At 57.5% G+C, this 26,306-nt stretch carries 26 protein-coding genes and 1 pseudogene; 14 read left to right on the forward strand and 13 right to left on the reverse strand.

Annotation, left to right across the window (positions count from 1 at the left end; all coding sequences use genetic code 11):
* Window positions 1-301: 301 nt before the first annotated feature.
* Entirely contained in the window at window positions 302-1,690 is a 1,389-nt protein-coding gene (ahcY, locus tag LOKVESSMR4R_RS17355) for an adenosylhomocysteinase (RefSeq protein ID WP_087213513.1), read from the reverse strand.
* 114 nt (window positions 1,691-1,804) lie between these two features.
* Here ahcY and LOKVESSMR4R_RS17360 point away from each other — a divergent pair, with 114 nt between their 5' ends.
* The 9 genes and pseudogenes from LOKVESSMR4R_RS17360 to LOKVESSMR4R_RS17400 all read left to right on the forward strand — a co-directional run bounded on the left by LOKVESSMR4R_RS17360 (window position 1,805) and on the right by LOKVESSMR4R_RS17400 (window position 8,982).
* Entirely contained in the window at window positions 1,805-2,395 is a 591-nt protein-coding gene (locus tag LOKVESSMR4R_RS17360) for an HD family hydrolase (protein WP_237331842.1), read from the forward strand.
* Window positions 2,396-2,476: 81 nt separating this feature from the next.
* Complete coding sequence (locus tag LOKVESSMR4R_RS17365; RefSeq protein WP_087211306.1) at window positions 2,477-4,165, forward strand: putative bifunctional diguanylate cyclase/phosphodiesterase; 1,689 nt, start codon at window positions 2,477-2,479, stop codon at window positions 4,163-4,165.
* A gap of 55 nt (window positions 4,166-4,220) precedes the next feature.
* Window positions 4,221-4,832 (forward strand): ribonuclease D, encoded by a 612-nt coding sequence (locus LOKVESSMR4R_RS17370; RefSeq protein ID WP_087211309.1) that lies wholly within the window; start codon window positions 4,221-4,223, stop codon window positions 4,830-4,832.
* Window positions 4,832-5,800, forward strand: coding sequence for a KpsF/GutQ family sugar-phosphate isomerase (locus LOKVESSMR4R_RS17375; RefSeq protein WP_087211313.1), 969 nt, complete (start codon window positions 4,832-4,834; stop codon window positions 5,798-5,800). Before LOKVESSMR4R_RS17370 ends, LOKVESSMR4R_RS17375 begins: the two co-directional genes overlap by 1 nt.
* Window positions 5,801-5,802: 2 nt before the next feature.
* Window positions 5,803-6,402, forward strand: a complete 600-nt coding sequence (lptC, locus tag LOKVESSMR4R_RS17380) for an LPS export ABC transporter periplasmic protein LptC (RefSeq protein ID WP_087211317.1) — start codon at window positions 5,803-5,805, stop codon at window positions 6,400-6,402.
* 28 nt (window positions 6,403-6,430) lie between these two features.
* The gene (locus LOKVESSMR4R_RS17385; RefSeq protein ID WP_335673970.1) at window positions 6,431-6,919 is read left to right on the forward strand and encodes an LptA/OstA family protein; all 489 of its coding nucleotides are present in this window, start codon (window positions 6,431-6,433) and stop codon (window positions 6,917-6,919) included.
* Window positions 6,916-7,676, forward strand: a pseudogene (gene lptB, locus LOKVESSMR4R_RS17390) (LPS export ABC transporter ATP-binding protein). The gene LOKVESSMR4R_RS17385 and the pseudogene lptB overlap by 4 nt, the downstream one beginning before the upstream one ends.
* 238 nt (window positions 7,677-7,914) lie before the next feature.
* On the forward strand, window positions 7,915-8,490 hold the full coding sequence (gene hpf / locus LOKVESSMR4R_RS17395; RefSeq protein ID WP_087213516.1) for a ribosome hibernation-promoting factor, HPF/YfiA family: 576 nt from the start codon (window positions 7,915-7,917) through the stop codon (window positions 8,488-8,490).
* A 27-nt stretch (window positions 8,491-8,517) separates the two neighbouring features.
* Window positions 8,518-8,982: a PTS sugar transporter subunit IIA gene (locus LOKVESSMR4R_RS17400; protein ID WP_087211323.1), complete on the forward strand. Its 465-nt coding sequence runs from the start codon at window positions 8,518-8,520 to the stop codon at window positions 8,980-8,982.
* Here the strand turns inward: LOKVESSMR4R_RS17400 and LOKVESSMR4R_RS17405 are convergent.
* The 7 genes from LOKVESSMR4R_RS17405 to cysQ form a co-directional block, all read right to left on the reverse strand.
* Window positions 8,979-10,403 (reverse strand): sulfotransferase family 2 domain-containing protein, encoded by a 1,425-nt coding sequence (locus LOKVESSMR4R_RS17405; RefSeq protein ID WP_087211326.1) that lies wholly within the window; start codon window positions 10,401-10,403, stop codon window positions 8,979-8,981. The genes LOKVESSMR4R_RS17400 and LOKVESSMR4R_RS17405 overlap by 4 nt on opposite strands.
* Window positions 10,400-12,103: a beta-1,6-N-acetylglucosaminyltransferase gene (locus tag LOKVESSMR4R_RS17410; protein WP_087211329.1), complete on the reverse strand. Its 1,704-nt coding sequence runs from the start codon at window positions 12,101-12,103 to the stop codon at window positions 10,400-10,402. Before LOKVESSMR4R_RS17410 ends, LOKVESSMR4R_RS17405 begins: the two co-directional genes overlap by 4 nt.
* Window positions 12,100-13,110, reverse strand: coding sequence for a glycosyltransferase family 2 protein (locus LOKVESSMR4R_RS17415; protein WP_204248695.1), 1,011 nt, complete (start codon window positions 13,108-13,110; stop codon window positions 12,100-12,102). The genes LOKVESSMR4R_RS17410 and LOKVESSMR4R_RS17415 overlap by 4 nt, the downstream gene beginning before the upstream one ends.
* A gap of 24 nt (window positions 13,111-13,134) precedes the next feature.
* Window positions 13,135-14,169 carry a glycosyltransferase family 2 protein gene (locus LOKVESSMR4R_RS17420; protein WP_087211333.1) on the reverse strand — a complete coding sequence of 345 codons (1,035 nt, stop codon included), beginning with the start codon at window positions 14,167-14,169 and terminating at the stop codon, window positions 13,135-13,137.
* Between the two features lie 17 nt (window positions 14,170-14,186).
* Window positions 14,187-15,080, reverse strand: coding sequence for a UTP--glucose-1-phosphate uridylyltransferase GalU (gene galU, locus LOKVESSMR4R_RS17425; protein WP_087211337.1), 894 nt, complete (start codon window positions 15,078-15,080; stop codon window positions 14,187-14,189).
* A 91-nt stretch (window positions 15,081-15,171) separates the two neighbouring features.
* Window positions 15,172-15,972: a 3-deoxy-manno-octulosonate cytidylyltransferase gene (locus LOKVESSMR4R_RS17430; protein ID WP_087211341.1), complete on the reverse strand. Its 801-nt coding sequence runs from the start codon at window positions 15,970-15,972 to the stop codon at window positions 15,172-15,174.
* The gene (gene cysQ, locus LOKVESSMR4R_RS17435; RefSeq protein ID WP_087211344.1) at window positions 15,972-16,769 is read right to left on the reverse strand and encodes a 3'(2'),5'-bisphosphate nucleotidase CysQ; all 798 of its coding nucleotides are present in this window, start codon (window positions 16,767-16,769) and stop codon (window positions 15,972-15,974) included. Before cysQ ends, LOKVESSMR4R_RS17430 begins: the two co-directional genes overlap by 1 nt.
* 109 nt (window positions 16,770-16,878) lie before the next feature.
* Between cysQ and LOKVESSMR4R_RS17440 the strand changes: the two genes are divergently transcribed.
* From LOKVESSMR4R_RS17440 to radC, 4 genes are all read left to right on the forward strand, one after another.
* Complete coding sequence (locus tag LOKVESSMR4R_RS17440) at window positions 16,879-17,700, forward strand: ABC transporter permease (protein WP_087211347.1); 822 nt, start codon at window positions 16,879-16,881, stop codon at window positions 17,698-17,700.
* 312 nt (window positions 17,701-18,012) lie between these two features.
* Window positions 18,013-19,917: a molecular chaperone DnaK gene (gene dnaK / locus LOKVESSMR4R_RS17445; RefSeq protein ID WP_087211350.1), complete on the forward strand. Its 1,905-nt coding sequence runs from the start codon at window positions 18,013-18,015 to the stop codon at window positions 19,915-19,917.
* Between the two features lie 72 nt (window positions 19,918-19,989).
* Window positions 19,990-21,138 carry a molecular chaperone DnaJ gene (dnaJ, locus tag LOKVESSMR4R_RS17450; protein ID WP_087211354.1) on the forward strand — a complete coding sequence of 383 codons (1,149 nt, stop codon included), beginning with the start codon at window positions 19,990-19,992 and terminating at the stop codon, window positions 21,136-21,138.
* A gap of 34 nt (window positions 21,139-21,172) precedes the next feature.
* Window positions 21,173-21,910, forward strand: coding sequence for a RadC family protein (gene radC / locus LOKVESSMR4R_RS17455; RefSeq protein WP_087211357.1), 738 nt, complete (start codon window positions 21,173-21,175; stop codon window positions 21,908-21,910).
* Between the two features lie 251 nt (window positions 21,911-22,161).
* Here radC and LOKVESSMR4R_RS17460 read toward each other — a convergent pair whose 3' ends face one another.
* The 5 genes from LOKVESSMR4R_RS17460 to LOKVESSMR4R_RS17475 all read right to left on the reverse strand — a co-directional run bounded on the left by LOKVESSMR4R_RS17460 (window position 22,162) and on the right by LOKVESSMR4R_RS17475 (window position 25,317).
* Window positions 22,162-22,584, reverse strand: coding sequence for a DUF6641 family protein (locus LOKVESSMR4R_RS17460; RefSeq protein WP_087211360.1), 423 nt, complete (start codon window positions 22,582-22,584; stop codon window positions 22,162-22,164).
* A gap of 62 nt (window positions 22,585-22,646) precedes the next feature.
* The gene (locus LOKVESSMR4R_RS20320; RefSeq protein WP_157898267.1) at window positions 22,647-23,444 is read right to left on the reverse strand and encodes a hypothetical protein; all 798 of its coding nucleotides are present in this window, start codon (window positions 23,442-23,444) and stop codon (window positions 22,647-22,649) included.
* A 37-nt stretch (window positions 23,445-23,481) separates the two neighbouring features.
* Complete coding sequence (locus tag LOKVESSMR4R_RS17465; protein WP_087211362.1) at window positions 23,482-23,673, reverse strand: H-NS family nucleoid-associated regulatory protein; 192 nt, start codon at window positions 23,671-23,673, stop codon at window positions 23,482-23,484.
* Window positions 23,674-23,802: 129 nt separating this feature from the next.
* Window positions 23,803-24,498, reverse strand: a complete 696-nt coding sequence (locus LOKVESSMR4R_RS17470) for an AAA family ATPase (protein ID WP_087211365.1) — start codon at window positions 24,496-24,498, stop codon at window positions 23,803-23,805.
* Between the two features lie 66 nt (window positions 24,499-24,564).
* Complete coding sequence (locus tag LOKVESSMR4R_RS17475; protein ID WP_157898268.1) at window positions 24,565-25,317, reverse strand: hypothetical protein; 753 nt, start codon at window positions 25,315-25,317, stop codon at window positions 24,565-24,567.
* A gap of 116 nt (window positions 25,318-25,433) precedes the next feature.
* Here LOKVESSMR4R_RS17475 and LOKVESSMR4R_RS17480 point away from each other — a divergent pair, with 116 nt between their 5' ends.
* Complete coding sequence (locus LOKVESSMR4R_RS17480) at window positions 25,434-26,258, forward strand: hypothetical protein (RefSeq protein ID WP_157898269.1); 825 nt, start codon at window positions 25,434-25,436, stop codon at window positions 26,256-26,258.
* Window positions 26,259-26,306 lie beyond the last annotated feature (48 nt).

Genomic DNA, 26,306 nt, shown 5'->3' on the forward strand with positions numbered 1-26,306 from the left:
CGTGCTCCCAAGCCACCACACGCAATCAGTTATTAGGTCCGGCCATCCTGGCCATGACAAGCTCTACCACAGGTAGATCGCTAGGCCAAATCCAATAAGCGCATGATTTTAGGTTCATTTTAGACATCGCAGTCCGTTTTGCTGGAACATCAGTGAAATATAGCAAAAAGCGGACGCCAAGCCCTTTCGCCAGAACGGGTCACCTCCAGAACCGCACAGCCAGAACGCGAAACGCCGCCGCCCCATGTACAGGGGGCAGCGGCGTCATGATCATCCGCAGCCTGACGTCAGGCGCGATGCATCAATAGCGGTAATGTTCGGGCTTGAACGGGCCATCGACGGTGACGCCGATGTAATCCGCCTGATCCTTGCGCAATTCGGTCAGTTTGACCCCGATCCGTTTCAAATGCAGGCGGGCGACCTTTTCATCCAGCGCCTTGGGCAGGATAAAGACGCCGGGCTGGTAATCTTCGCCCTTGGTCCAGAGTTCGATCTGCGCCAGCACCTGGTTGGTGAAAGACGCCGACATCACGAAAGACGGATGGCCGGTGGCATTGCCAAGGTTCAGCAAACGCCCTTCGGACAGCAGGATCAAGCGGTTGCCGGATGGCATCTCGATCATGTCGACCTGTTCCTTGATATTCGTCCACTTGTGATTTTTCAACGCAGCGACCTGAATTTCATTGTCGAAATGGCCGATATTGCCGACAATCGCCATATCCTTCATCTCGCGCATATGCTCGATCCGGATCACGTCACGGTTGCCGGTGGTGGTGATGAAAATATCGGCGCTGTCCAGCACATCTTCCAGCAAGACGACCTCGAACCCGTCCATGGCGGCCTGCAATGCGCAGATCGGGTCAACCTCTGTCACCTTCACACGGGCACCGGCCCCTTGCAGCGACGCGGCAGAGCCTTTGCCCACGTCACCGTAACCGCAGACCACGGCGACCTTGCCGGCCATCATCGTATCGGTGGCGCGGCGGATACCGTCGACCAGCGATTCCTTGCAGCCGTATTTATTGTCGAATTTCGACTTGGTCACAGAATCGTTCACGTTGATCGCAGGGAAAGGCAGCTGGCCTTTCTTGTGCAGATCATACAGGCGATGCACGCCGGTCGTCGTTTCCTCGGACACGCCCTTGATCGCATCGCGGGTTTTGGTGAACCAGCCGGGGCTTTGCGCCATGCGCTTCTTGATCTGGGCCTTGATGACCTCTTCTTCCTCGGATTGGGGGACGGGGATGATTTCCTCGCCCGCTTCGGCGCGGGCACCCAACAGCACGTAAAGCGTCGCATCGCCGCCATCATCAAGGATCATGTTGGCGCCTTCGGGGAATTGGAAGGATTTATCGAGATAATCCCAATGTTCTTCCAGCGTCTGGCCCTTGATCGCAAAGACCGGCGTGCCACCGGCGGCAATCGCGGCAGCGGCGTGGTCTTGCGTGGAAAAGATATTGCAGGACGCCCAGCGCACATCGGCACCAAGTGCTGTCAGCGTTTCGATCAGCACGGCGGTCTGGATCGTCATGTGCAGCGATCCGACGATCCGCGCACCGGCCAGCGGCTTGGCCGCGCCATATTCTTCGCGCAGGGCCATCAGGCCGGGCATTTCGGTTTCGGCGATATCAAGTTCCTTGCGACCGTAGGCGGCCAATGCGATATCCTTGACGATGTAATCCAGCGACATGCGGTCTCTCTCATAATAAATGGGTTGACGGTCCATAGCATCGCGACCCGCTTGCCACAATCCAAAGTCGCGTATTATGCAGAACGCTCAAGATTCAGTTAAGGCGCAGTGATCATGAAGCAACCAAGAGCCTGGCAAAGAATGCTGTCGGGGCGCAGGCTCGATCTTCTTGATCCGACGCCGGTGGATATTGAAATCAGCGATATCGCGCATGGCCTTGCCTTTGTTGCGCGCTGGAACGGTCAGACCAAGGGTGATTTCGCCTATACCGTGGCCGAACATTCGCTGTTGGTGACGGATATCTTCATCCAGCAGAACCCCAAAGCGCCGCTGCGCTGGCAGTTGGCAGCGCTGCTGCATGATGCGCCCGAATATGTGATCGGCGACATGATCAGCCCGGTCAAGGCGGCGGTCGGCCCCGGTTACGGCGCGCTGGACGACCGGTTGACCGCGGCGATCCACCTGCGGTTCGGATTGCCCGCGCAGCTGCCGGTGCAGATCAAGCGGCAGATCAAAAAGGCAGACAAGCTGTCGGCATGGCTGGAAGCCGTGCAGATCGCCGGATTCTCGCGCCCCGAGGCGGATAAGTTCTTTGGCAAGCAGGACGCCGCGCTGTTGGATCTGTTTGCGATCCGGCTGCGCCCGCCGATGGCCGTGCGCGACGATTACACCCGCCGCTGCCAGGACCTGATGCAGGCGATGTGACCAAAAGGGCAGGCAGGCGCGCAACGCTCCCTTAATCAATCTGGATCAAGCTATCCCGGCCAAACCTGCGGGATTCGTCGGATGCTCTTGATCAAATATCTATCAGACCGTCTGACCGGGCATCTTGCACAGATCAGCCCCGAACAGCTTTGGCTGCGCTATATTCTTGGCCTGACAATCGCGCTGGCATTGCTGGCCACGATGCATGGCGTCAACCAGCAGATCATCGCGCATAGCGCCCCGATCAATGCGGCGGCGGAACTGGAAAAACTGCAAAGGCATCAACGCGTGGTCCTTGGGGCTGCCATGCTGGTGCTGCTGGCAGAGGCGTTGGTCATATTCTATCCCGCGCATCGGGCGGTGCAGACCCAGATCCGCGCCCTGCGCGACCAGTCCAAACGCCTGCTTAGTTCCAAGGTGGCGCTGAAACAGACGAATGCGCGCCTGCTCTACCTGGCCAATCACGACAGCCTGACCGGATTGCCCAACCGCAGCCATCTGATCACCACGCTGACAGACCGGATGACCAGCACCCCCGCGACGCCGCAGACCTTTTTGTTCATCGGGCTGGACGGGTTCAAATCCATTAACGATTCCGCCGGACATGAAAGGGGCGATGACCTGCTGATCGCGGTTGGAAAAGCGCTGCGCGCATGCGTTGATGACGACCAGATCGTCGCCCGGATCGGCGGCGATGAATTCGCGCTGATGACCGATGAACCCCCTGCGCTGATGCTGCGCCGTGTCATGGCGGCGCTGTCTGACCCCTGGGATGTGCGGGGCCGGCGGTTGAAGGTGCGCGCCAGCATCGGTTTTCTGGTGATTGACCCGGATCGGACCGAGCCTTTGTGCGTGCTTGCCGATGCGGCCATGGCGCTGCAGGTGGCCAAAAACGAAGGCGGCAACCGCGCGCAAGAATTCACCCCGGCGCTGCGCGAGGCTGCGGGACATTTGCTGGAACTGCAGATGCAAGTGCCCGACGCAATCCGCAATGGCGAATTGGAACCCTGGTTTCAGCCGCAGATCCGCCTGATCGACGGGGCCTTGCATGGTGTCGAGGTGCTGGCCAGATGGCGCCACCCGACCCGCGGCTTGATGACCCCGGACAGGTTTCTGCCCGCGGTCGAACGCGCCGGCATGAGCGTCGAGATGGATCTTGCCATCTGGAAAGCCGCCATGGTGCAAGCCGTGAAATGGCAGACGATGAATATCTGGGATCCCGTGCTGTCATTGAACGCCGCGCCAACCACCATTGCCGATCCCTATCTGGTCGAACGCTTTCTTCTTGTGCTGCGCAATTCAGGGCTGCGCCCGGAACAGGTGATCGTCGAGGTGCTGGAAAACACGCTGCTCAACGGCGCGGGCGATATGGCCGCTATCAATATCGACAGCCTGTCAGAATGTGGCATTGCGCTGGAACTGGATGATTTCGGCACCGGCTATGCGTCGCTGTGCCATCTGACGCAATTGCCGCTTTCAGGGATCAAGCTGGACAAATCGCTGGTCGCACCCCTGCCCGACCATGGGGCCGATAGTATCGTGCGCGCCATTCTTGCGCTATCAGCGGAACTTGGCCTGCATGTCGTGGCCGAAGGGATCGAGGAAAGCCACCAGGCACAGCACCTGCTTGACCGTGGCTGCACCATTGGCCAAGGCTATGGCTTTGCCCGCCCGATGCCGGCGCGGGAATTCGAAATGTGGCTCTCGTTGCACGCCGCCCATCCGGTCACGATATCACAGGATCGGCTGGTTCTGATCAACGAAGCTTGAGCATTGCGGACTTCCTGCGTATCTGGAACGGCGAAACCAGCGGATTGGAACGACGATGGCGAATTTTCTGTATCACAACGATCTGCCAGATGGGCTGAACCTGGGGCCGGTCGTCGCGATCGATTGCGAAACCATGGGGTTGAACCCGCACCGCGACCGGCTGTGCCTGATCCAGATGTCGGGCGGCGACGGCGATTGCCATCTGGTGCAGGTCAGCAAGGGGCAGGCCGCCGCGCCGAACCTATGCGCGATGCTGACCGACCCGGCCGTGCTGAAACTATTCCATTTTGGCCGTTTCGACATCGCGGCCTTGCTTCATGCCTTTGGTGTCGTGACCGCCCCCGTCTATTGCACCAAGATCGCGTCCAAGCTGGTGCGCACCTATACCGACCGGCACGGGCTGAAGGTTCTGTTGCAGGATATGCTGGGGATCGACATTTCCAAACACCAACAGCAAAGCGATTGGGGCGCGCCCAAATTGACAGCCGCGCAGCTGGATTACGCCGCCTCTGATGTCTTGTATCTGCACCAGCTGATGGCGGCCTTCGATCTGCTGCTGCAACGCGAAGATCGGGTCGCGGTCGCACAGGCCTGTTTTGATTTTCTGCCGACACGCGCCGCGCTGGACCTGGGCGGCTGGCCCGAAACCGATATCTTTGCGCATTGATGGCTGATCCTGTCCCCTTTCTGGCAACAGCCCGCCGCGTGATCTTGCAAGAGGCGGATGCGCTGACCGCCTTATCCGCCGCGCTGGATGCAAATTTCGCGGATGCGGTCACGCTGTTGTTGAACGCCAAAGGCCGGGTCATCGTGTCGGGCATGGGCAAATCCGGCCATATCGCGCGCAAGATCGCCGCCACCTTTGCCAGCACCGGCACGCCCGCCCATTTCGTCCATCCCGCCGAGGCGAGCCATGGCGATCTGGGCATGATGACGCGGGGCGATGTGGTGCTGGTGCTGTCGAATTCGGGGGAAACGCCCGAATTGGCCGATCTGGTCGCCTATACCCGCCGCTTTGGCATTCCGATGATCGGCGTGGCCAGCCGTGCCGATAGCACGCTGATCCAGCAGGCCGATGTCGGCATCACCCTGCCGCAATTGGGCGAGGCTTGTGGCCGCGGCATCGTGCCGACGATATCCACCACGATGACATTGGCGCTGGGCGATGCGCTGGCCATCGCGCTGATGGAACATCGCGCCTTCACGCCTGAAAACTTCCGTGACTTTCACCCCGGCGGCAAGCTGGGCGCGCAATTGTCCAAGGTTGCCGATCTGATGCACCGCGATGACATGATCCCGCTGGTGCATGTGGATACGCCGATGTCGGATGTCTTGCTGGTGATCACCCAGAAAGGATTCGGCATCGCCGCCGTGCTGGATGATGATCACCGGCTGGTCGGCATCGTCACCGACGGCGACCTGCGCCGGCATATGGACGGCCTGCTGGATCATAATGCAGGCGAGGTCATGACCACCAACCCCACCACCGTATCGCCCCATGCGCTGGCCGAAGAGGCGGTCAAGATCATGAACAGCCGCAAGATCACTTGCCTGTTTGCGCTGGACCCCGCCAATGCCGGACAGGTCGCAGGCGTTTTGCATATCCATGATTGCCTGCGGGCTGGTATTGTCTGACCATGAATGGCGGCGACAATCTGTATTCGCAATGGGTCGGCTGGGCCAAGATCCTGCTGCCGGTCGGCGGGCTGGCCTTGTTGTCGACGCTGTTCTTATTCGCGCGCGCGCCAAACGACGGCACCAATATCCCGGTGGCGCAGGTGATCGAGCTTGCGCGTGAGCAGCAATTATCCGCCCCCGAATTTTCCGGCCTGACCGATACCGGCGCGGTCGTCGTGGTCTCCGCGCGCAGCGCCCGCCCGCTGCCGGACCAGCCCGATACCGCCACCGTCGATAATCTTCGGATGCAGATGGACAATCCCGGCGGCGGCACGCTGAACGTCACCGGCGTCACCGGCGAGATTGACGGCCGCGCGCGCATCGCCCGGTTCTCGGGGCTTGTGCGGCTAGAGACATCGACAGGATATACGATGGAAACCAGCGGCCTGACCGTCACGCTGGACACAGGCACCGCCGTTTCGGACGGCTCGCTGGAAATCCGCGCACCAATGGGAAATCTGACCGCAGGACAGGTGACATTCCAGGTCGATACCAGCAATACTGGTCACCAGATGCTGTTCACTGACGGGGTCCGGCTGATATATACGCCGCAAGGATAGGCCGCCCGCAGCAAAGGATATTTCTATCGTGTCTCGATTTCTGGCCTTTTGCATGACGCTGCTGGCGTTGCTGTCCAGCGCCGCAAGCGCCCAAACGCAGATCGATCTGGGGGCTTTGGTCGTCGATCCCGGCGCGGCGATCGAGGTGACATCGCAAACCTTGTCCGTCGATCAGGACACCGGCATCGCCGTTTTCACCGGTGACGTGCTGGTCATCCAGGGCGATCTGCGCCTGTCAGCCCAAAGGGTCGAAGTGGTCTATGGCAGCGACACGGACGAAATCGCGCGGCTGATCGCCTCTGGTGATGTGTTGCTGGCCAATAGCCAGGACGCGGCCGAGGCGGATAATGCCGATTACGACATCACGACCGGCCTGCTGACATTGACCGGCGATGTTCTAGTGACCCAAGGCGGCACCGTGATATCGGCGCAAAACATGGTGGTGAACGTGACCGATGGCACCGCGACCATGCAGGGCCGCGTGCGGACCATGCTGCAACAGGGTGCGACCGAATGAACCCAACCCCCAATCTGATTGTGCAGACAGGCGATGTCGGCTTGCAGGTGATCAGCCTGCGCAAAAGCTATCGCAAGCGCCCTGTGATCCGCAACGTATCCATCAACATGGGCCGGGGTGAGGTCGTGGCGTTGCTGGGGCCGAACGGATCGGGCAAGACCACCTGCTTTTACGCCATCGCCGGGCTTGTCGCCCCCGAAGGCGGCAAGGTCATCATCGACGGGCGCGATGTCACGACCCTGCCCATGTATCGGCGCGCGCAGCTGGGCATCGGCTATCTGCCACAAGAGATGTCGATTTTCCGGGGGATGTCGGTCGAAGACAATATCATGTCGATCCTCGAAATCGCGGTGAAAGACCGGCACCAGCGGCGCGAACGGCTTGAAACCCTGCTGGCCGAATTCTCGATCGAGCATCTGCGGCGCGCCTCGGCCATGGCGCTGTCGGGGGGGAACGGCGGCGGGTCGAAATTGCACGCTGCCTTGCGGCAGGGCCGAAATATGTGCTGCTGGACGAACCTTTCGCCGGGGTCGATCCGATTGCCGTGGCCGAGATCCGGCATCTTGTTGCCGATCTGAAAAACCGCGGAATCGGCGTATTGATCACCGACCACAATGTGCAGGAAACGCTGCAGATCGTGGACCGCGCCTATATCTTGCATGATGGCAAGGTCTTGATGAGCGGGACAACACAAGACGTGGTGCAGGATGAAAACGTCCGGCGCGTCTATCTGGGGAACAACTTTCGGGTGAACTGATTCTTTTGATCGCCAGCCGACAGTATCATTGACAAGAGCTTCTGTTTTGCCGCCAAATATAGGGGATGACAGGCCATTGTTCATGCCCCGCAGACGTGCTGACACAGCGGTCAGCCTGTTGGGAAACATTGTTCTTACGCAATGGTTTAACATCATCCACTGACAGCGTGCGAAGCGGTCGATGCAGGCATGGCAACGCCATGATCCGGCATCTGACCCCCAGACCCTAGGAGAAAAGATGCGGTATCAAATCAGCGGAAAACAGATCGATATTGGTGAAGCCCTGCAAACGCATGTCCGCACGGAATTGGATGCTATCCTAAGCAAATACGCCGGACGGCCCACCGAGGCCTATGTCGTCTTTTCCAAGTCTGGCCATGAACATGTCTGCGAAGCGGTCGTGCATCTGTCCACCGGGTTGACGGCGCAGGCGACTGGAAAGGCGACTGAAATCTACGCCGCCTTCGACAGCAGCGCAGAGAAAATGGACAAGCAATTGCGCCGCTATAAACGTCGCCTGAAAGACCATCATGCCGGCCGTTCGACCCCGGTTGAACTTTCGGATGCCGGGTCCTATATCATCGCTCCAAGTGACGAGTCTGAAGAAGCCAGCAACGATACCGTCAACGCGATGATCATCGCCGAGATGGAAACCAAGATTCCGTCTTTGTCCGTGGGCGAGGCTGTGATGCAGATGGAAATCGCGAATGCGCCTGTTCTGGTTTTCAGGAACGAAAAACATAGCGGCGTGAATGTCGTTTACCGAAGAGACGATGGCAACATCGGATGGATCGATCCGCGCGCGGCCGGGTGATCCAAGGCAAAACAAGAAAGACGCATCATGCAACTGAGCGAGATATTGCAATCGAACGCCGTCAAGTCGATTGCATCCTGCACCAGCAAGAAGCGGCTTTTTCACGATATCGGCGAGATGGCGGAAACCTGTTACGGGTTGAAACTATCCGCCGTGATCGACGCATTGATCGAGCGTGAAAACCTTGGCCCGACCGGTGTCGGCCATGGCGTGGCCCTGCCGCATGCGCGGCTGGCCGGTGTGGACGAGGTCAAAGGCATCTTTCTGCGCCTGGAAAAGCCGCTGAATTTTGATGCTGTGGATCGCCAGCCGGTCGATCTGGTCTTTGCATTGATCGCGCCGGAAAATGCGGGCGTTGACCATCTTAAGGCGCTGGCGCTGGTGTCGCGGACCTTTCGCAGCCCGTCGATCTGCGCCAAATTGCGCGCCAACAGCGATCCGGTGACATTGTTCACGATCCTGACCTCTGTCGGGTCCAGCCAGGCTGCCTAACGCCAGTCGGTGAACCCGAAACTGTCATAATCGCGGGCATAGGCGATGCGGGCTGCCGCCTCGATCACGGGATCATAGACCGCCATCAGCCAATCCGCATGCCGATGCGCAATCTGGCGTGGCAAGGGCGCGTCCTCCCTGCCAAGCTGCGCCGCAAGCAGCGGCAGGTCGCGCTGCATAGCCTCTTCGCGCAGGATCACATCGGGCAGCGCGACCGGCGCCATCCCTTGCAAAAGCGTCAACTGGCTGGCCCAGGCCGTATCCACCCTGACGCTGGTCTGGCCCGCCAGATTGATGGACAAGAAATGCAGAAAGGCCAGAAACCCTTTGCGATGCGCCGCTTGATCGTAATCACCGGGATGGTCAAGGTCGGGGCCATCCTCGGGGATGGGCAATTGATGGACCTTGCGCAGCGTCGCGCGCAGACGCGGATAATGCCCCTGCCCGGTGGTCAGGATATGGTCGCAGAACGCCGCATGCGCGCGCGCCACCGGATGCCGCAGCACAGTGAAGCGGCGAAACGCGGCGTGATCATTCTGCCATTGGCGCAAGGATTTTTGCGAAAAATCCGTGATCGGCGGCGCATTGTCCAAAGCGGTCAACCAGGCGGCCACCGCATCCTGCGGCCCAGAGCGCAAAGGCATGTATAGCAGCCCGGTCCGCGCCGCCGCCAGATAGGTCGGGATCGCCGGCCCTTTGCGCGGCTCGAAATTCGGGCTGCGGCCAAGGCCGAACGGGTCCATCCCGCCCAGCGCGGTTTCCATCTCGGTCATATTGCTGATCTTCTCGGCCAGCGGGGCGGGATTTTGCTTTTTCAATTTGCGGTCAAGATGCGTCAACCGCGCAGGCGACCCCAGAAAGGCCGCAAGCCCATTCAGCACCGCGATATCATGCAAATCATCATAGCCGACAAAGAACGCCGTCTGCCCACTGGTCTGCAGCCGGTGCAGCAGCAGCATCTGGAAATCCTGCATCGCGCGCAGATGGTGGGCGAATTCATCGCCATCAAAAGTCACCCGCTGGGTCCGCGCATGGGTTGCATTGGTCAGTTTCCATTGCCCGGTCGCCTGCGCGATCTTCAGGCCGACATAGGTATCCAGTGGGTTGCGCGTCAGCACGATCTTGGCGCAGCGCGGATCGGCAAGGCAGATATCCAGCACGCGGGGGTCGTGGTTATGGAAAAACCGGAACCCGCAGACACCATCCGCCGCCTTGATCGCATCCAGCAAGCCGCGCGGATCGGCTTCGCGCTGGGCCAGCGAGATGCCCAATAGGGTCTCTTGCTGGGGATAGCCGATAAAGCCGGGGTTGAACGCCTCGCCCAGACAGGACAGCCCGTCCAGCGCATTAAGGTTCGATTCAAGGAAATTCGACCCTGTCCGCATATCTGCAAGAATGATGAAATAGTCGAAACCTGTCATTTTCTGTCGATCACATAGGCTTTGCGCGGCGGCGGCCGCGTCGATTTCACAGCATCGCCGGGGGCGAATTCGCCTGCAAGATAGGGATGCATCCCCTGGTTCTTGAGATCCTGAAGAAACGCGGCAAACCCGTCCAGATCCACCATCACCGGCGGTCTGGACAAGGCCTTGGCCCGGTGCCCGACCATGTCACCGGTGATGGCTTGCAGCACATCAACCGGCGATCCAAGAAATTCCGCCAGCGTCATGATATGCCTGCGCGAGCGTGCATCCGATGACCGCAGCGCGTTGATAAAGCCGCTTTCGACCTGTTGCAGGCGCGCGGCCTCGGCCCGCACGGCGCTTGCGGATCGGCCCGACCGGAACAGCGGCACCGCCCAGGCCCCCGTGACGACCCAGACGCTGGCTTGCGGGTCCTTGGCCAACATCCATTTGATCGCCTGGCTGTCGGCGGGTCCGAACTGAAAGCATTGGTGCTGATCGCGGCCGTTCCAGACCAGGTTGGTCAGAAACATCTTGGCATTGTAATCGCGCAGACGGGCGTTCGCTGACAGACCACCGCGATAGACCGCAGCGCCACCCGCAAAATGCGCCTTGTCGGTGGCAAACAGATGGCCATGGGCGATGACCCCCGTCTGCGCCGTCAACCAACCGGCCAGATCGGGAATGATGTCATCAAAACCCTGCAAGACCGTATAGGGCACAGCCGTAAACCCGTTTTCACGATCCATAAAGGGAAACCGGCTTTGCATGTAAAGGCCACGCCGCCCAATGGTGCGCCGGTCAACGGCCTGCGCGAAAATGCGGTCAATCGTGCCGGTATGCGGTTCTTGCGCGCAATGTTCCGGCTGCGCCTCGCCCGGAAACCGGTGATAAAGCGCCTTGGCCTGCGGCCATATCTTGCGCGCGACAAAACAGCCTGACCGGGCCAAAAGCTCGGCATGGTCATCATAGAAAATATGCGGCTTGCCCTGAAAATCGAACTTGGCCAGCGTCAATGACCTGCTTTCAAGCCGCCTTGTGTGCAGGCGGGCAAGGGTCTGGTAATAGCATTCATCCGGAATCCAGACCTGCCGGAAATAGCTGTCAAAGGCGGCGCGGCGCGGATCATCCAGGATCGCGGTCAGCGTCTGGCGCGTCAGGCACCACCATTGCGACCCCAGATGCGGCGTGATCCCCGCAGGTATCCGCCGCCGCATCCGCAACAGCCGCTGCAACCGCACATAGCCGTCGAACAGGCGGCGCTGCCGTTTCCACGAAAACGGGAACCGCAGGGTGAACCTTTCGCGGTCCAGCCCGCCCACTGTCCATTTTACATCGCTGGTGGTGACGCTTTCGATGAAATCGGTCTCGGGCCTTGTCGCAAGATAGGCTTTCAACGCGGCGACCGGGCGCAGCGGCAGGCAGGCGCCAGAGGCCAGATAGACATGCTGGATATCGGGGTGCCGGTCCAGCAATTGGCGCGACGCAGCCTGCGATGCCGCAATCAGCCCCCACATCCCCCATTCGCCGCGATACCGGCGGCTGAAACTGACATCCGCCAGATCGGCAAGCGCCGCGACAAAGGCATCATGGGTTGCCTGCCCGACATTTTTGTCCACATGCACCACGACCGGACAGCCCGCCGCAGCCCAATGCCGGATCATCTGTTCGGCCCGGTCAAAGGCGGTATGCACCAGCATCACGACACCCAGCGTCATGCCCAATTCCCCTTGGACATCAGCCCCAGACCTTCAAGCTGGCGCCAGTTGATGTAGCGCTCGCTCCATTCGCACCAGAAATCGGGGTCCGCACCTTCGCGGGTTTCATAGGATTTATATTCGCGGCCACTGGCATAATGTTCGGCGCGCCGGGCCTCTTCGGCGGCGCGGGTATTGAACGTGTCGATGAATTTCGCATGCAGCAGCACGCCCGAGGTCTTTTCGCCGCCATGCTGATCATAGACAAGGTTCAGCCCACGCGGCAGCATCATATGGGTCGAGCTGACATAGGCATAGGGGCGCTGCCATTTCACAAAGGGGATCTTGTTCAGCGCAGGGGCCTGTCGCGGTTTATCGGCAAAGAACATGCGCGCGCGCGGGCCACCCTGAATCCACAGATTGCGCAGCATCGCATTGCGCGACATGACGTAATTGCCCGCATCAAACCAACAGGCGATCTGGAACGGGTCATCGCCGCGCCGGTAAGGCTGGGCGCTGATCGGGCCTTTGGGATACATATCCAACAATAGCGCCCCAAAGGACCGGACCTCTGACGCATCCAGCCAATCGGCCAGCGCGCGGATCGGGCGGCTGTCGCAGAATGGATAGACAAAGAATTCATCCACATCGACGGTCAGCGCCCAGTGACCATGCGCATATTTGCCCTGCAGATAGGTCAGCCAATCCACACCGTAGCGCGCCGCGCCATAGCCTGCCTTGGTCCGCCACAGCGACACGTCAGGCTGGGCTGCGACGAAATCGCGGCCGCCATCATCGCTGTCGTTATCGACAATCAGGAAATGATCGATGCCCAGATCGCGGTAATATTGCAGGAAATAGGGCAGCCGCTGATCCTCGTTGCGCAAGGTACAGAACAACAGCACGTCATCGGGCCTGATCTTGCCGGTGCGATCCTGCACCATTTTCAGATCGCGCGCCTTCAGCTTGGCCCGCAGCCTCCATTGCTGGCGGTACCAGCGCAGCCGGTATGATGTCAGATAGCCCAAGCGGATCCGGCCTTTATCTGCTGTTCACATGGCGTCATCTTCATCCCAATCACCTTTGGACATCAGGCCCAGCGCCACCAATTGCGCCCATCCGTCGTAACGCTGCGATTGCGGGCACCACAGATCGGGTCCCTGCGCCAGCTGCTGATGATAGCCTGTATAAAGACGAGAGTTTTCGAAATGCTGACGCCGGATGCATTCCTCTTGGGATTTGGCCATGATGTCCGGCAGAAACTTGGTATGCAGCAAGACACCCGTGACCCGCCGGTCCTGCGCGCGGTCGAAAACATGGTTCAACCGGCGTGGCAGCATCTGGTGGGTCGAGCTGACATAGACATGCCGCCAATGCCAATGCACCAAAGGCACTTTGCTCAGCGTGGGCGCACGCTCTGGCTGCGCTGCGAAAAACACCCGGTCGCGCACGCCGCCCTGTATCCAGAGGTTCTGATATATGCAGTGGATTTTTTCGCGGTAATTGCCCGCGTCGAACCATGCCAGCGTGTCCAAAGGGTCACTCTGCGGATCATGGCGTGCCTTGGCGATAGGCCCTTTGGGATACAGATCCAGCATGATCGCGCCAAAAGACGTGATCCCGCCTGCCTCTAGATGTCTGGTCAGATCGCCCAGATCGCGGCTGTCGGCATAGGGAAAGGTCAGCAATTCATCCGCATCGACCGTCAGGCACCAATGCCGGTGGCCATATTGCCACTGCAGCCAGCCCAGCCAATCCATCCCGAACCGCGCAAGCCGGTAGCTGTGCTGCGTTGACCAGAGCGAGACATCAGGCTGCGCGGCAAGATAGGCGGCGCTGCCGTCATCGCTGCCATTATCGACGATCAGGAAATGCCCGATCCCCAGCTGGCGGTAATGCTGCAAGAAATAAGGCAGGCGCGCCATTTCATTGCGGATTGTCGCAAAACACAAGATCATCTTGGGCCTGATCGCGGCTGTGCGGTTCTGCACCAATGCGATCTGGCGGCGCTTGCGCCAGATGCGCAACAGAAAGCGCCGCCGCTTCCAGCGCATCCGATAGGCCATCCACAGCGCGCCGACCGGCATGCGGGTAATCCTGCGGCCTATTGTGCGGCGCTACGCTGGGGCTGTAGATCTGCAAGAAAGGCAGACAGCTCTTCGCGCAGATCGTCGCGCGCCAGTGCAAAGGCAACCGTGGCCTGAAGAAAACCGGCCTTGGACCCGCAATCAAAGCGCTGGCCGTCAAAACGATAGCCAAACACATTGCGCCCCGCGCTGATTTCCTGCGCGATCGCATCGGTCAGCTGGATTTCCCCGCCCGCGCCGCGATCGACGCTATCGAGGCTCTGCATCACGTCGGGGGTCAGGATATACCGCCCGATCACCGCCAGATTGGATGGCGCATCCCCGGATTTGGGCTTTTCCACCATCCCCTTGACCTGAACGATCTGGCCCGTCTGATTGCCGGTATCCAATATGCCGTAAGACGATGTTTTCGCGGCCGGCACCTCCATCGTGGCGACCATGGACCCGCCGGTGTCCTGATAGGCCTCGACCATCTGCTGCAGGCAGGGTTTTTCGGCGGCGATCACGTCATCGGGCAGGATCACGGCGAAAGGTTCATTCCCGATCAGCTTGCTGGCGCAGGACACGGCATGGCCCAGCCCCAAGGGTTTATGCTGGCGGATATAGGCGATTGCCCCGCTTTCCATATAGGTGTTGCGCAGGATCTGCAGCAGCGCGGTCTTGCCGCTGTCGCGCAGGGCATTTTCCAGATCGGGGGCGTGGTCGAAATAATCCTCCAGCGCAGTTTTCCCCCGCGAGGTCACGAAAATGAAATCCTCGATCCCGGCGGCGCGCGCCTCGTCGATTGCATATTGGATCAGGGGTTGATCCACCAAAGTCATGATTTCCTTGGGAACGGATTTTGTGGCGGGCAGAAAGCGGGTGCCCAGCCCTGCAACAGGGAAAATGGCCTTGGTAATCTTACGTTTCATCTTGTTGCCTTTACTGATCCGATCACCGAGCCTCTGGCCCAGTATCGGGGCTATAATATGTCATAAATGCAACAATAGCGTGCCTGAGCGGCTAGGGCTGGCCCATTTGCTGCAACATTGTTTCTATCTTCAAAACGTCCTCGGGGTTGTTGAGTTCCCAGAATTCGCGCCCTTTTGCCGCAACTTCAACGCAGAGCATCGGGACGCCGCGTTCCAGAAAACGCAGCTGTTCCAATCCTTCGAGCTGTTCCAGCGGCCCCTGCGGCCAGCGGGCATAGGCGCGCAATGCAGCCGGGCGATAGGCATAGACGCCGACATGGTGAAACACCGGCGTCGGATCGGTCAGCCCATAGGTGCCGGGGGTGAAGGGGATCACCTCTTTCGAGAAATAGAGCGCGTTACCATCTACCCCAAAGACGGCCGTTGTGCCGCCAACCCGCCCTTCGCGGCGGTCCTGCAACAAGGCGGCCAGCATCTGCCCTTGGGTGCGCAAAACGGGTGTGGCAACATCGGCCTGCGGCTGCGCGCGCAGCCTTGCGACCAGATCGCTGATGAACCAGGCCGGTGTCAGCGGCGCATCGCCCTGCAGATTGACGACGATGTCGTAATCACCCCCCAGATTGTCCAGGGCTTCGGCACAGCGTTCGGTGCCATTGGCACAGGTGCTGGCGGTCATGACGACCTTTGCCCCGAAACCACGCGCGGCATCGGCGATCCGGTCATCATCGGTGGCAACCACGACATCATCGACGCCCTCCACCGCCATGGCGGCATCCCATGACCGGCGGATCAGGCTTTTCGCGACACCGGACGCACCGGTCAGCGTCACCAGAGGTTTGCCCGGATAACGGGTCGACGCATAGCGCGCGGGAATCACGATCAGGACAGACATCAGGCAGGTTCCAAAACCACGCCGGGGGCGGCGGCGATGAAAAAGGGGTTATCAAATCCCGGTTTCCCATAGGTTAACGGCTGGTGGTCATCAAAGCGCACCACCAGACCGCCCGCCCCGGTCAAGACGGCATGGCCTGCGGCAGTGTCCCATTCCATGGTCCGGCCCAGCCGGGGGTAAAGATCGGCCTCGCCCGTCGCGACAAGGCAGAATTTCAACGATGATCCCGCGCTGGTCATGTCGCGGATCTGATATTTCGCGATGTAATCATCGGTCGCCTGATCGCGGTGGGATTTCGAGGCCACGACCATCAAGGCCGCATTATCCGGTTCCGACACCGCGATCGGGCGCAGCTGTCCGACATGGTCCTGCGCAAAGGGGCCGGTTTCCTCGACCGACTGGCCGCTGGCATCGGTATAGAACAGCCGGTTGCGCGCCGGGGCATAGACGATGCCACGCAGGGCCACGCCATCTACGACATAGGCGATATTGACGGTGAAATCCCCGCGGCGCTGCACGAATTCCTTGGTGCCGTCCAAAGGATCCACGATCAAGAACGTGGTCGCGCGCAATTTATGGGATGCGGCCTGTTCCTCGGTCACCAGCGCGACATCGGGAAAAGCCGCACGCAAGGCGGCGCTGATGATGGCATCGGCGGCTTCGTCGGCGGCGGTGACAGGGCTGTCATCACTTTTGGCGCGCACCTCGAAATCGGCGGCGGCATAGACCTGCATGATCGCCTCGCCGGCCTCTAGCGCGGCGCTGCGCATCACATTGGTCAGCAGTTCATAATCCATCGCAAGGCCTTGTGTTGAATTGGTATCATCACTGTCTTATGGTTCGCGCTTAAGTAATCGGCAAGCTTGTCATGGGATAAGTGGTCCACGCTCCGTTTAAAGGTTTCGCATGTTTCGCGTCCGCACGACAAAGTCGCATAGCCGCACCCTCTTTGCCATGGCAGAGGTGACCTATCATTCCATCGTCCGCAACCTGCGGTCCAGCCACCGCAGCGCTGTCATCGGTCTGGCGCTGACCACGTTGCAAAGCCTTGTGATGGTCGGGGTGTTCTTGTTGATGTTCACGCTTTTGGGGGTGCGCACCGCGGCGATCCGGGGCGATTTTCTGCTGTTCATCATGTCCGGCATCTTTCTTTACATGACACATACCAAAACCGTTGCGGCCGTCGCGGGCGGGGGCAATCCGCTGGGTGCAATGATGCTGCATGCCCCGATGAACACGTTGATTTCGATTGCCGCCTCGGCCTTATCGACGCTGTATCAGCAGATATTCGCCATCACGGTGATCCTGACATTCTATCATATCGTGATCACGCCGATCACCATCCACAACCCGGTCGGCGCGCTGGGCATGGTGCTGTTGGCCTGGTTCTTCGGGATCGCGGTGGGCATGGTGTTTCTGGCGCTCAATCCGTGGATACCCGATTTTGCCGGGCTGTTGCGCTCGCTTTATATCCGGATGAACATGATCGCCTCGGGCAAGATGTTCGTGGTGAACACGCTGCCCGCCGTGACGGTCGCGCTGTTCGATTGGAACCCGTTGTTCCATATCATCGACCAATCACGCGGCCATGTCTTCTTGCATTATAACCCCCATGTCACATCAGTCAGCTATCCGATCTATGTCTCACTGGCGCTGATCATGATCGGCTTGATGGGCGAATTCTATACCCGCAGGCATGTATCACTCAGCTGGTACGCCGCGCGTTAGACCGCGGGGCGCGCGCGATCTGCCCGGCTGATCACGCTGATTCCCGCGCCGCTTGGCCGATTGTTTCCAAAGCCAGCATGCAGGCCAGTGCCAAGACGGCCGCATCCGGCCTTCGCCAGCGGTCAATCGATAGCCTAAAACTGTGGCTTTTGCACTTTTGCAGCCTCTGGGACTGTTGCAGCCCCCATATGGCACACCTATATACAGGCCAACGTCGGATCAGCGGGTTGCGCTGTCAGACGCATGAAACTGGCGCGGGTGCCGGAATGGGTTCGCGCTGCTCAAACCGCCTAAAGTAGAGGGATTTGAAAAATGGCCAAAGTGATTGGTATCGACCTTGGGACGACCAACTCCTGTATTGCGATCATGGACGGGTCAAAGCCCCGCGTGATCGAAAACGCCGAAGGCGCGCGCACGACGCCGTCGATCGTCGCGTTTACAGATGACGAACGCCTTGTCGGGCAGCCTGCGAAACGTCAGGCAGTGACCAACCCCGAAAACACGATTTTCGCCGTCAAGCGGCTGATCGGGCGCCGGTTCGACGATGGCGACCTTGCCAAAGAGAAAAAGAACATGCCGTTTACCATCGTTGACGGTGGCAATGGCGATGCGTGGGTGCAGGCGCGCGGCGAGAAATATTCGCCCAGCCAGATTTCCGCCTTCATCCTCGGCAAGATGAAAGAAACCGCTGAAAGCTATCTTGGCGAAGAAGTGACGCAAGCCGTCATCACCGTGCCCGCCTATTTCAACGACGCCCAGCGTCAGGCGACCAAGGACGCCGGCAAGATCGCCGGACTTGAGGTGCTGCGCATCATCAACGAACCCACCGCTGCGGCGCTGGCTTATGGTCTCGACAAGAAAGAAAGCAAAACCATCGCGGTCTATGACCTTGGCGGCGGTACTTTCGACGTGACCATTCTGGAAATCGACGACGGCCTGTTCGAGGTGAAATCCACCAATGGGGATACCTTCCTTGGCGGTGAAGATTTCGACATGCGGATCGTCAACTATCTGGCTGACGAATTCAAAAAGGAAAACTCGGTCGATCTGACCAAGGACAAGATGGCGCTCCAGCGGCTGAAGGAAGCCGCCGAAAAGGCCAAGATCGAACTGTCCTCGTCCTCCAGCACGGAAATCAACCAGCCGTTCATTTCCATGGGGTCGAATGGCCAGCCGCTGCATATGGTCATGAAACTGACCCGCGCCAAGCTGGAAAGCCTTGTGGGCGATCTGATCAAGGCCTCGCTGAAACCTTGCCAGGCTGCGATCAAGGATGCCGGTCTGTCCACATCCGACATCGACGAGGTTGTTCTGGTCGGCGGGATGACCCGCATGCCCAAGGTCAAGGAAGAAGTGTCCAAGTTCTTTGGCAAGGAACCGCATCAGGGTGTGAACCCCGATGAGGTCGTCGCCATGGGTGCCGCCATTCAGGCCGGTGTTCTGCAAGGTGACGTCAAGGATGTGGTCCTGCTGGACGTGACACCTTTGTCGCTGGGGATCGAAACATTGGGCGGCGTGTTCACCCGCCTGATCGACCGCAACACAACGATCCCGACGAAGAAAAGCCAGGTCTTCTCGACCGCCGAAGACAACCAGAATGCCGTGACCTTGCGGGTGTTCCAGGGTGAACGTGAAATGGCCGCCGACAACAAGATGTTGGGTCAGTTCAACCTTGAAAACATCCCACCAGCCCCGCGCGGCATGCCCCAGATCGAGGTGACCTTTGACATCGACGCCAACGGCATTGTCGAGGTTGGCGCCAAGGACAAAGGCACCGGCAAGGAACAGAAGATCACGATCCAGGCCTCTGGCGGTCTGTCGGATGATGACATCGAAGCAATGGTCAAGGACGCCGAGGCAAATGCCGAGGCCGACAAGTCCCGCCGCGAATTGGTCGAAGCGAAAAACCAGGCCGAAAGCCTGATCCATTCGACCGAAAAATCGATGGAAGAACATGCCGACAAGGTTGACCCCACCACGATCGAAGCGATCGAACTGGCGATTGCCGCGCTCAAGGACGACCTTGAGGGCGACAATGCAGGCAAGATCAAATCCGGCGTGCAAAACGTGACCGAAGCCGCGATGAAACTGGGCGAAGCCATCTACAAGGCCAGCCAGGAAGAATCCGGCGATGCCGAGCCTGATCGTCCCGGCGCGGATGACGACATTCTGGATGCGGATTTCGAAGACCTGGATGACGACAAGCGCCGCAATTGATAAGGCGGCGCAGGAAATGGACCGGCCCCACACCGGGCCGGTCTTTTTCTGTTCCCAAAGGGGAAAACGATAATGGCAAAACGTGATTATTATGATGTGTTGGGGATCGCCAAAGGGGCCGATGCCGATGCGATCAAAAAGGCCTATCGCCAAAAGGCCAAGGAATTGCACCCCGACCGCAACGCCGACAACCCCAAGGCCGAGGCCCAGTTCAAAGAAGCGAACGAAGCCTATGAAGTTCTGAAAGACGCCAATAAAAAGGCCGCCTATGACCGTTATGGCCATGCCGCCTTTGAAAATGGCATGGGGTCCAGCGCGGGTGGGCCGCGCGGTGGCGGGCAGGGCGACTTTGCCAGCGCCTTTTCCGATGTCTTCGACGACCTGTTCGGTGATTTCATGGGCGGGCGTGGCGGTGGCGGGCGACGCAGCGGCGCACAGCGCGGCAGCGATCTGCGCTATAACCTGCGCATCAATCTCGAAGACGCCTTTGCCGGTCTGCAAAAGACGATCAGCGTCACAACGGCCGTGTCATGCGGGTCCTGTTCCGGCACCGGGGCCGAGGGCGGGTCTGAACCACAGGTCTGTCCGACCTGTAACGGCATGGGCAAGGTCCGCGCGCAGCAGGGCTTTTTCACCGTCGAACGCACCTGCCCGACCTGCAGCGGCATGGGCCAGATCATCAAGGATAAATGCAAGGTCTGCCATGGGGCCGGTCGCGTCGAAAAAGAAAAGTCGCTGTCCGTGAATATCCCCGCTGGCGTCGAAACCGGCACCCGCATCCGCCTGAGCGGCGAAGGCGAGGCTGGTGTGCGCGGCGGCCCGCCCGGCGATCTCTATATCTTTATCGAGGTCAACAGCCATCCGCTATTCGAACGCGAAGGTCTGAACCTTTATTGCCGCGTGCCGGTATCGATCGCGACCGCAGCGCTTGGCGGCGAAATCGAGGTGCCGACAATCGACGGCGGCCGCAGCCGCGTCAAAGTGCCCGAAGGCTCGCAATCGGGCCGCCAGATGCGTCTGCGCGGCAAGGGGATGCCCGCGCTGCGGGGTGGCCCCAGCGGCGATATGATGATCGAGCTGGCCGTGGAAACGCCGGTCAAGCTGACAACGCGCCAACGCGAAATCCTGCGCGAATTCGACAAGCTCAGCGAAGAGAACAACCCCCAAGGGACCAGTTTCTTTGCCAGCGTCAAATCCTTCTGGGATTCGATGAAAAGTTAACCATACGGTAACCGGCGATCCGGCAGGGTGGGGCATGACCCGCTTTGCCGAATCCCGCAGCCTTTTTCCCGAAATAGACAGCCCGCCCAGGGCAAAACTGCCGTCCTATCTGCGCGATCACCGCAAACGGCTGCGCGACAGGTTCCTGGCGGGTGGCCCGGCAGCGGTGCCTGATTACGAATTGCTGGAACTGGTGCTGTTCCGCGCCATCCCGCGGCAGGATGTCAAACCGCTGGCCCGCGCGCTGATCGATCATTTCGGTGATTTCAACGGGGTTTTATCGGCCAGCGTCACCCAGATCGGCCAGGTGCCCGGTGCCGGCCCCGCCGTTGCGCTGGAACTGAAAATCGTCGAAGCCGCGGCCCACAGGCTGGCACGGGCGCGGGTGATGCAGCGCCATGTCATGTCCGGCTGGGATGCGCTGCTGACCTATTGCCACACGGTGATGGCGCATCGCGACACCGAACAATTCCGCATCCTGTTCCTGGACACCAAGAATGTTCTGATCGCGGATGAAGAACAGGCCAAGGGCACGCTGGACCATGTGCCCGTCTATCCGCGCGAGGTGGTCAAACGCGCGCTGGAACTGAACGCAGCATCCATGATCCTTGTCCACAACCACCCATCGGGCGACCCCACGCCGTCACAGGCCGATATTGCAGTGACCCGCCAGATCAGTGATGCAGCGCGCACTTTGGGGATCACGGTGCATGACCATCTGATCATCGGCAAATCCTGCGAAATCAGCTTTCGCGCGCAGGGTTTGTTCTGACAATCGCGCGTGGCGCGCGTGGCGGGCGACCCCGCCAGCGCTGTCTTGATCCTTTAAGCAAGACGCCCGTGACAATGCTTGAATTCATTTGGTGAAGGTTAAACTATTGTTATTGAACACTATTAACGCACCAAGATTATTGTGCCTAACATTTGCCTAACAGCCAAGTCATTGTTATCATTGTATTTTACTATTGGACAATCACAGTCAAATTTCTCGTTGAAAATGGCTGTGACTGAACTCTGTTCTACTCACTTTGGCAGTGGCTTTGTAATGCCAACTTGCTGTGTGAGTATCGTATCAAATTCACCACTCAGCACTGCAAGCTTTAGGTTACGAAGAGTAGGTTCAACCTCCTCTTTGCTGTTCAACGCAATAGCAGTCTTGCCCTTTCCCAACTCCAATGGCTTTGAGCCGTAGCGCACTGTGAGTTGCACACCACCATCTGTGTGCTCTGTCCACCAACAGCGCATACGCTTGGGTTGTTCTACTTTGTGTTGATTGCCGTCAATGTCCCTATTCCACACTATCTTTGTTGGACGATAGGTGCTGTCCACAGCCAAACGGATTTGTTCTTCCACTTTGAACGCAAGCTTGCTGCGTCGTCTCACAATGGGATTACTTTGCGTGTTTGATTTGAACTCTGTTAGCTTCTGTTGTTGTAGGAATGACATGATAACCTCCTTATTCTACTCACACATTGTGCTTTCGAACAAGGCAGGTTGTCAGCCGAAAATCAACTTGGTTCAACACAAACAAGAAGGCTTTGTTCCTCAGAAGCACCCAAAGTTCGTGTTGTCACGAATCCAGAACCAACATCAGAGTAGTCAAAAACTTGCGAAGTTCCACTATCTCTTTGAATAAGAACAACCAGTCCTGTTTCACTTGATACTGAAATTTCACCTTTAACTGGTACATTTATATCTAAGTCGCATGGAAAACCAAAATGTGCGTCACAATCATATTTTGCCTGTCCAATTATATTTACCCATGTGACTTGCCTTCTATCAACACCAAAGAAGGTACCAAGTACTTGGACGTCGCCTGACGCAGAAGGTGTCGAGCTAAGAGTATGAATGACTTCACTACATGTACCCCCAACAAGTGTTTCATAGTCGTAGCTGACTGTCGGTTGCAAAAAGCCAAAATAGGAAGAAGAAAGCATTTCGTCTATGATTTCAGCGTTTAGCTGCTCTGCCTGTTTAAGCTGTGCAGCCGCTTCTTCTGCTTTCCTTGCAGCCTCCGCAGCAGCTTCTACTTCCGCAAGCTTAACTGCTTCTTCCTCAAGCGCTAAACGTTCAGCTTCTGCTTCTTGCAGTGCCTGTTGTTCAGCTAAGTGTTGCTTGTATCCCTCATTTGTATCAAAGCCAGCCGCCTGCGCTGCTTTCATCTCTGCTACACTTTGAAAACCACCCTCTTCCACTTGTGCCTGCTCTTTACGACCAGCCTGATATGCAGGTAACGATAGTGAAAGAATTCCCAGTGCCATAACCCCAAAGCCAATCAAAACAATCCGCACAAGTTTTTTAACCATTTTTATTCTCCGTTCATGCTATCAATAACTACCTAACTTAGTTCTCTGTTTTTGTACGCCGCTTTCTACCTTCAGCTAAAAAACCTTTAAGCATACGTGCAGTGAAGCCATGTGCCTTGCACAGTTGACGCACAGTCTTCAAATCTTCAGTTTTCTGCTGCTTCTTTGCTTCTTCAATCTGCATTGTAATCTGCTCTTGCTGTGCAAGTAGTTCTTCAAGTTTGCTCATATCAAATTCCTCCGAATTGCATTAGTCTTTTAGCAATACTTTTCGCTGCGTCAACTACCTCAATATGAAAACAAAAAACGCCAACGCAGACTGCGTTGACGTTTGAAACAGTAGGTTGAATCTACCCCTTTATACCACTGTGAGCTTAGGCTTGCGTGGCTGAGGCTGCTGTGTTGTGCTAAGCTGTAGCACCAGCTTGTCCACTGTGCGTCCAATCTGCCGCAAGCTCAGCTCAGTTTCGTCACTAATCAAGCTGCGTTCAAAGATTGCCAATAAATCACTGTCAGTCACTGCTACGCTGTATTGATGGAGAACACGCTGCGCTACAGCCACTGCTTGTATTGGTTCAAAGCCTCGCACTCTAAACACGTCGCTTCTGTCTACAATGCTGCCATCAATGTTTGACAAGTGATTTGTTGTCATAATTACAAGCAGACGTTGTGTGTGTTCGTCCAAAAAGTCTCTCAGCACGTACTGCTTGTCTTTAAGCCTATCCACTTCGTTTATGATAACGATTGGTATTTCTTCGCATGTCCTTGCTAAGTTGAAAGTCCCACACAGCGTCTTCAGTGTGTCATCTGTCCAAGCATCGCCATTTAACTCATACACTGAAGGTGTGCTGCCTAAGCGTTCTTTGGCAATAATAGCAGCTATGGTTGATTTGCCACTGCCATATGCCCCTTCCAATATTATGTTCCCACACATCTGTGGATACTGAACATAGTCGTATAAATCTTGCCTTGTGTATTCGTCAGCGAATACTAAGTCTGAGAACGTTTGAGGTGTGCTAACTGCCCAAGCACTAGGGTTTTGTGTAATTTTCATATCTGTTCCTTTTGATTTGAGAGCAAAGGAAGGCACAGCACAGACGCTGCGCCTTCACTTGAGTGCTTAGGCTGCTTTGTCTGTCAGCGAAGACACTTGTGCGAGTTGCTGTTGTAGCTTGCGACGTTCACGCTCCACGTCTGCACGTGTCTCAGCTGCTGCTTGCTGTTCAGCGTAGTCTGCAACACTTGCGAGCACTTGTTTAACAAGCGATATATTTGCGCAGAAGCTTACGATACGCTGCTTACCGTTTGTATGCTCTACTAGGGCAAGCACATAATCGCTGCCGTCAGCTTTAGGTGCATTTGACAGCAGCTTTGCTTTGACACGTGGAAACGATTTTTCCGCTGTTTCCACACGCTGTGCTTTGACTTCCGCAGGTGTCAGTCCCTTATGCTGCTTGCGTACAGCTTCGATACCACCTTGTTTTACAAGCCATTGTGCAAAAAGAGTAGTTTGAACAGACTGTTCACGTGCATTGACAAGCACACGTGCGTAAATGTGTGCTCGCTTGCCAATGTTGCCAAACACCACACGCACAACCTTCGTCTCCAAGCGTGTGCCATCATTGAAGGTAATGCTATTTGCTGTGAGCACTTTGTTAAGTTCACGCACCATAGCAGTGCCTTGTTTGCGAATGTCAGCCACAGTCGAATAGCATTCGCCAAGCAAAGCAAAGAGTTCGTCACTTGCCTTCTTATAGCTTGTGCTGTGCCAAGTCGCTGCTTTGTTAGCGATTATAAGCATAGCGTCGTAGTGCTGCTGTGCTGTGATTACTGTTGTAGCAGATTTGATAGTAGATTTAGTTGTCTTCGTCATGTTCGCTTTCCTTTTCTGTTGCGAATTTATGTTGCGCTCATTGCCAACTTCTAAAATATAGCACATAAAAGTACGCCGAGTTCTACAACGCCAACCCTACAACACAGTGGTGTATAATGACTGATACAAGCACAGCAGACGAAGCGAATCGCTATAAGGTGGGCAGACGCTTTTTCGTCTATGCCCCACCCCTCAAAGGCGTTCGCCCAAGCAAACGAAAGCCACCCAACCCACCCTACAAAGGTGCACCTGCGTGGAAATGCTCAGTCTACTACTATTGGTGGGAGTACTTGCGGCGACACGATGGGTATCGTCAGTGCTGTATGCGAGGGGGGAAGGGCAAGTATGCCAAGCTGTACGGTGACTTTGGCAACGTCCACGCACACGACGACTTTTGGCAGTGGTGGAGCAAAGAGGCGCACAGCGAACTGTTTTGCGAACCAACAGCACGTCAAATAAGGGTTTTGGACGAAAACAGTAGGTTTGAACCTACCCTTTCAAACGACACTCTGACGCTTGAACTGCCTTTAGAAGTGCGCACAGCCTATCTCATCACTCGTATACGCAGTGTGCTGAAACAGTATGAGGCACAAGCAAAGGCTGCGAAGCGTATCAGTCGCGCCCGTTATCCCGTCGCCACCAAGCCTGTGCTCACCAGCCTACACCAACACTTGACTGTATATGACGCATACCGTGCCAACCCCAAGCTCAAGCTCTACGAACTATATGATTTGATACACGCTGACGCAGGTTTGTATGTGAGTGAAAGCGTGGAAGGCGAAACAGTCGCAGCATCAAAGAAGTTGCTTTTGCCGTATGACTACATACTGCGCACTATTAAGCAGCGGAAAGCAAACCTTGTACGTCGCCACATACGCATTGCAGAACAGTATATTGACGCTGTGGGACAGGGAAAGTTTCCACTGAGGAAGGGCAGGTAACCAGTAAAACAAACTCAATCACATCTCCACAAATGCAAACTTGACAGA

Origin of the sequence: Yoonia vestfoldensis (assembly GCF_002158905.1) — a bacterium.
In the GTDB taxonomy this organism is placed as follows: Bacteria; Pseudomonadota; Alphaproteobacteria; order Rhodobacterales; family Rhodobacteraceae; genus Yoonia; species Yoonia vestfoldensis_B.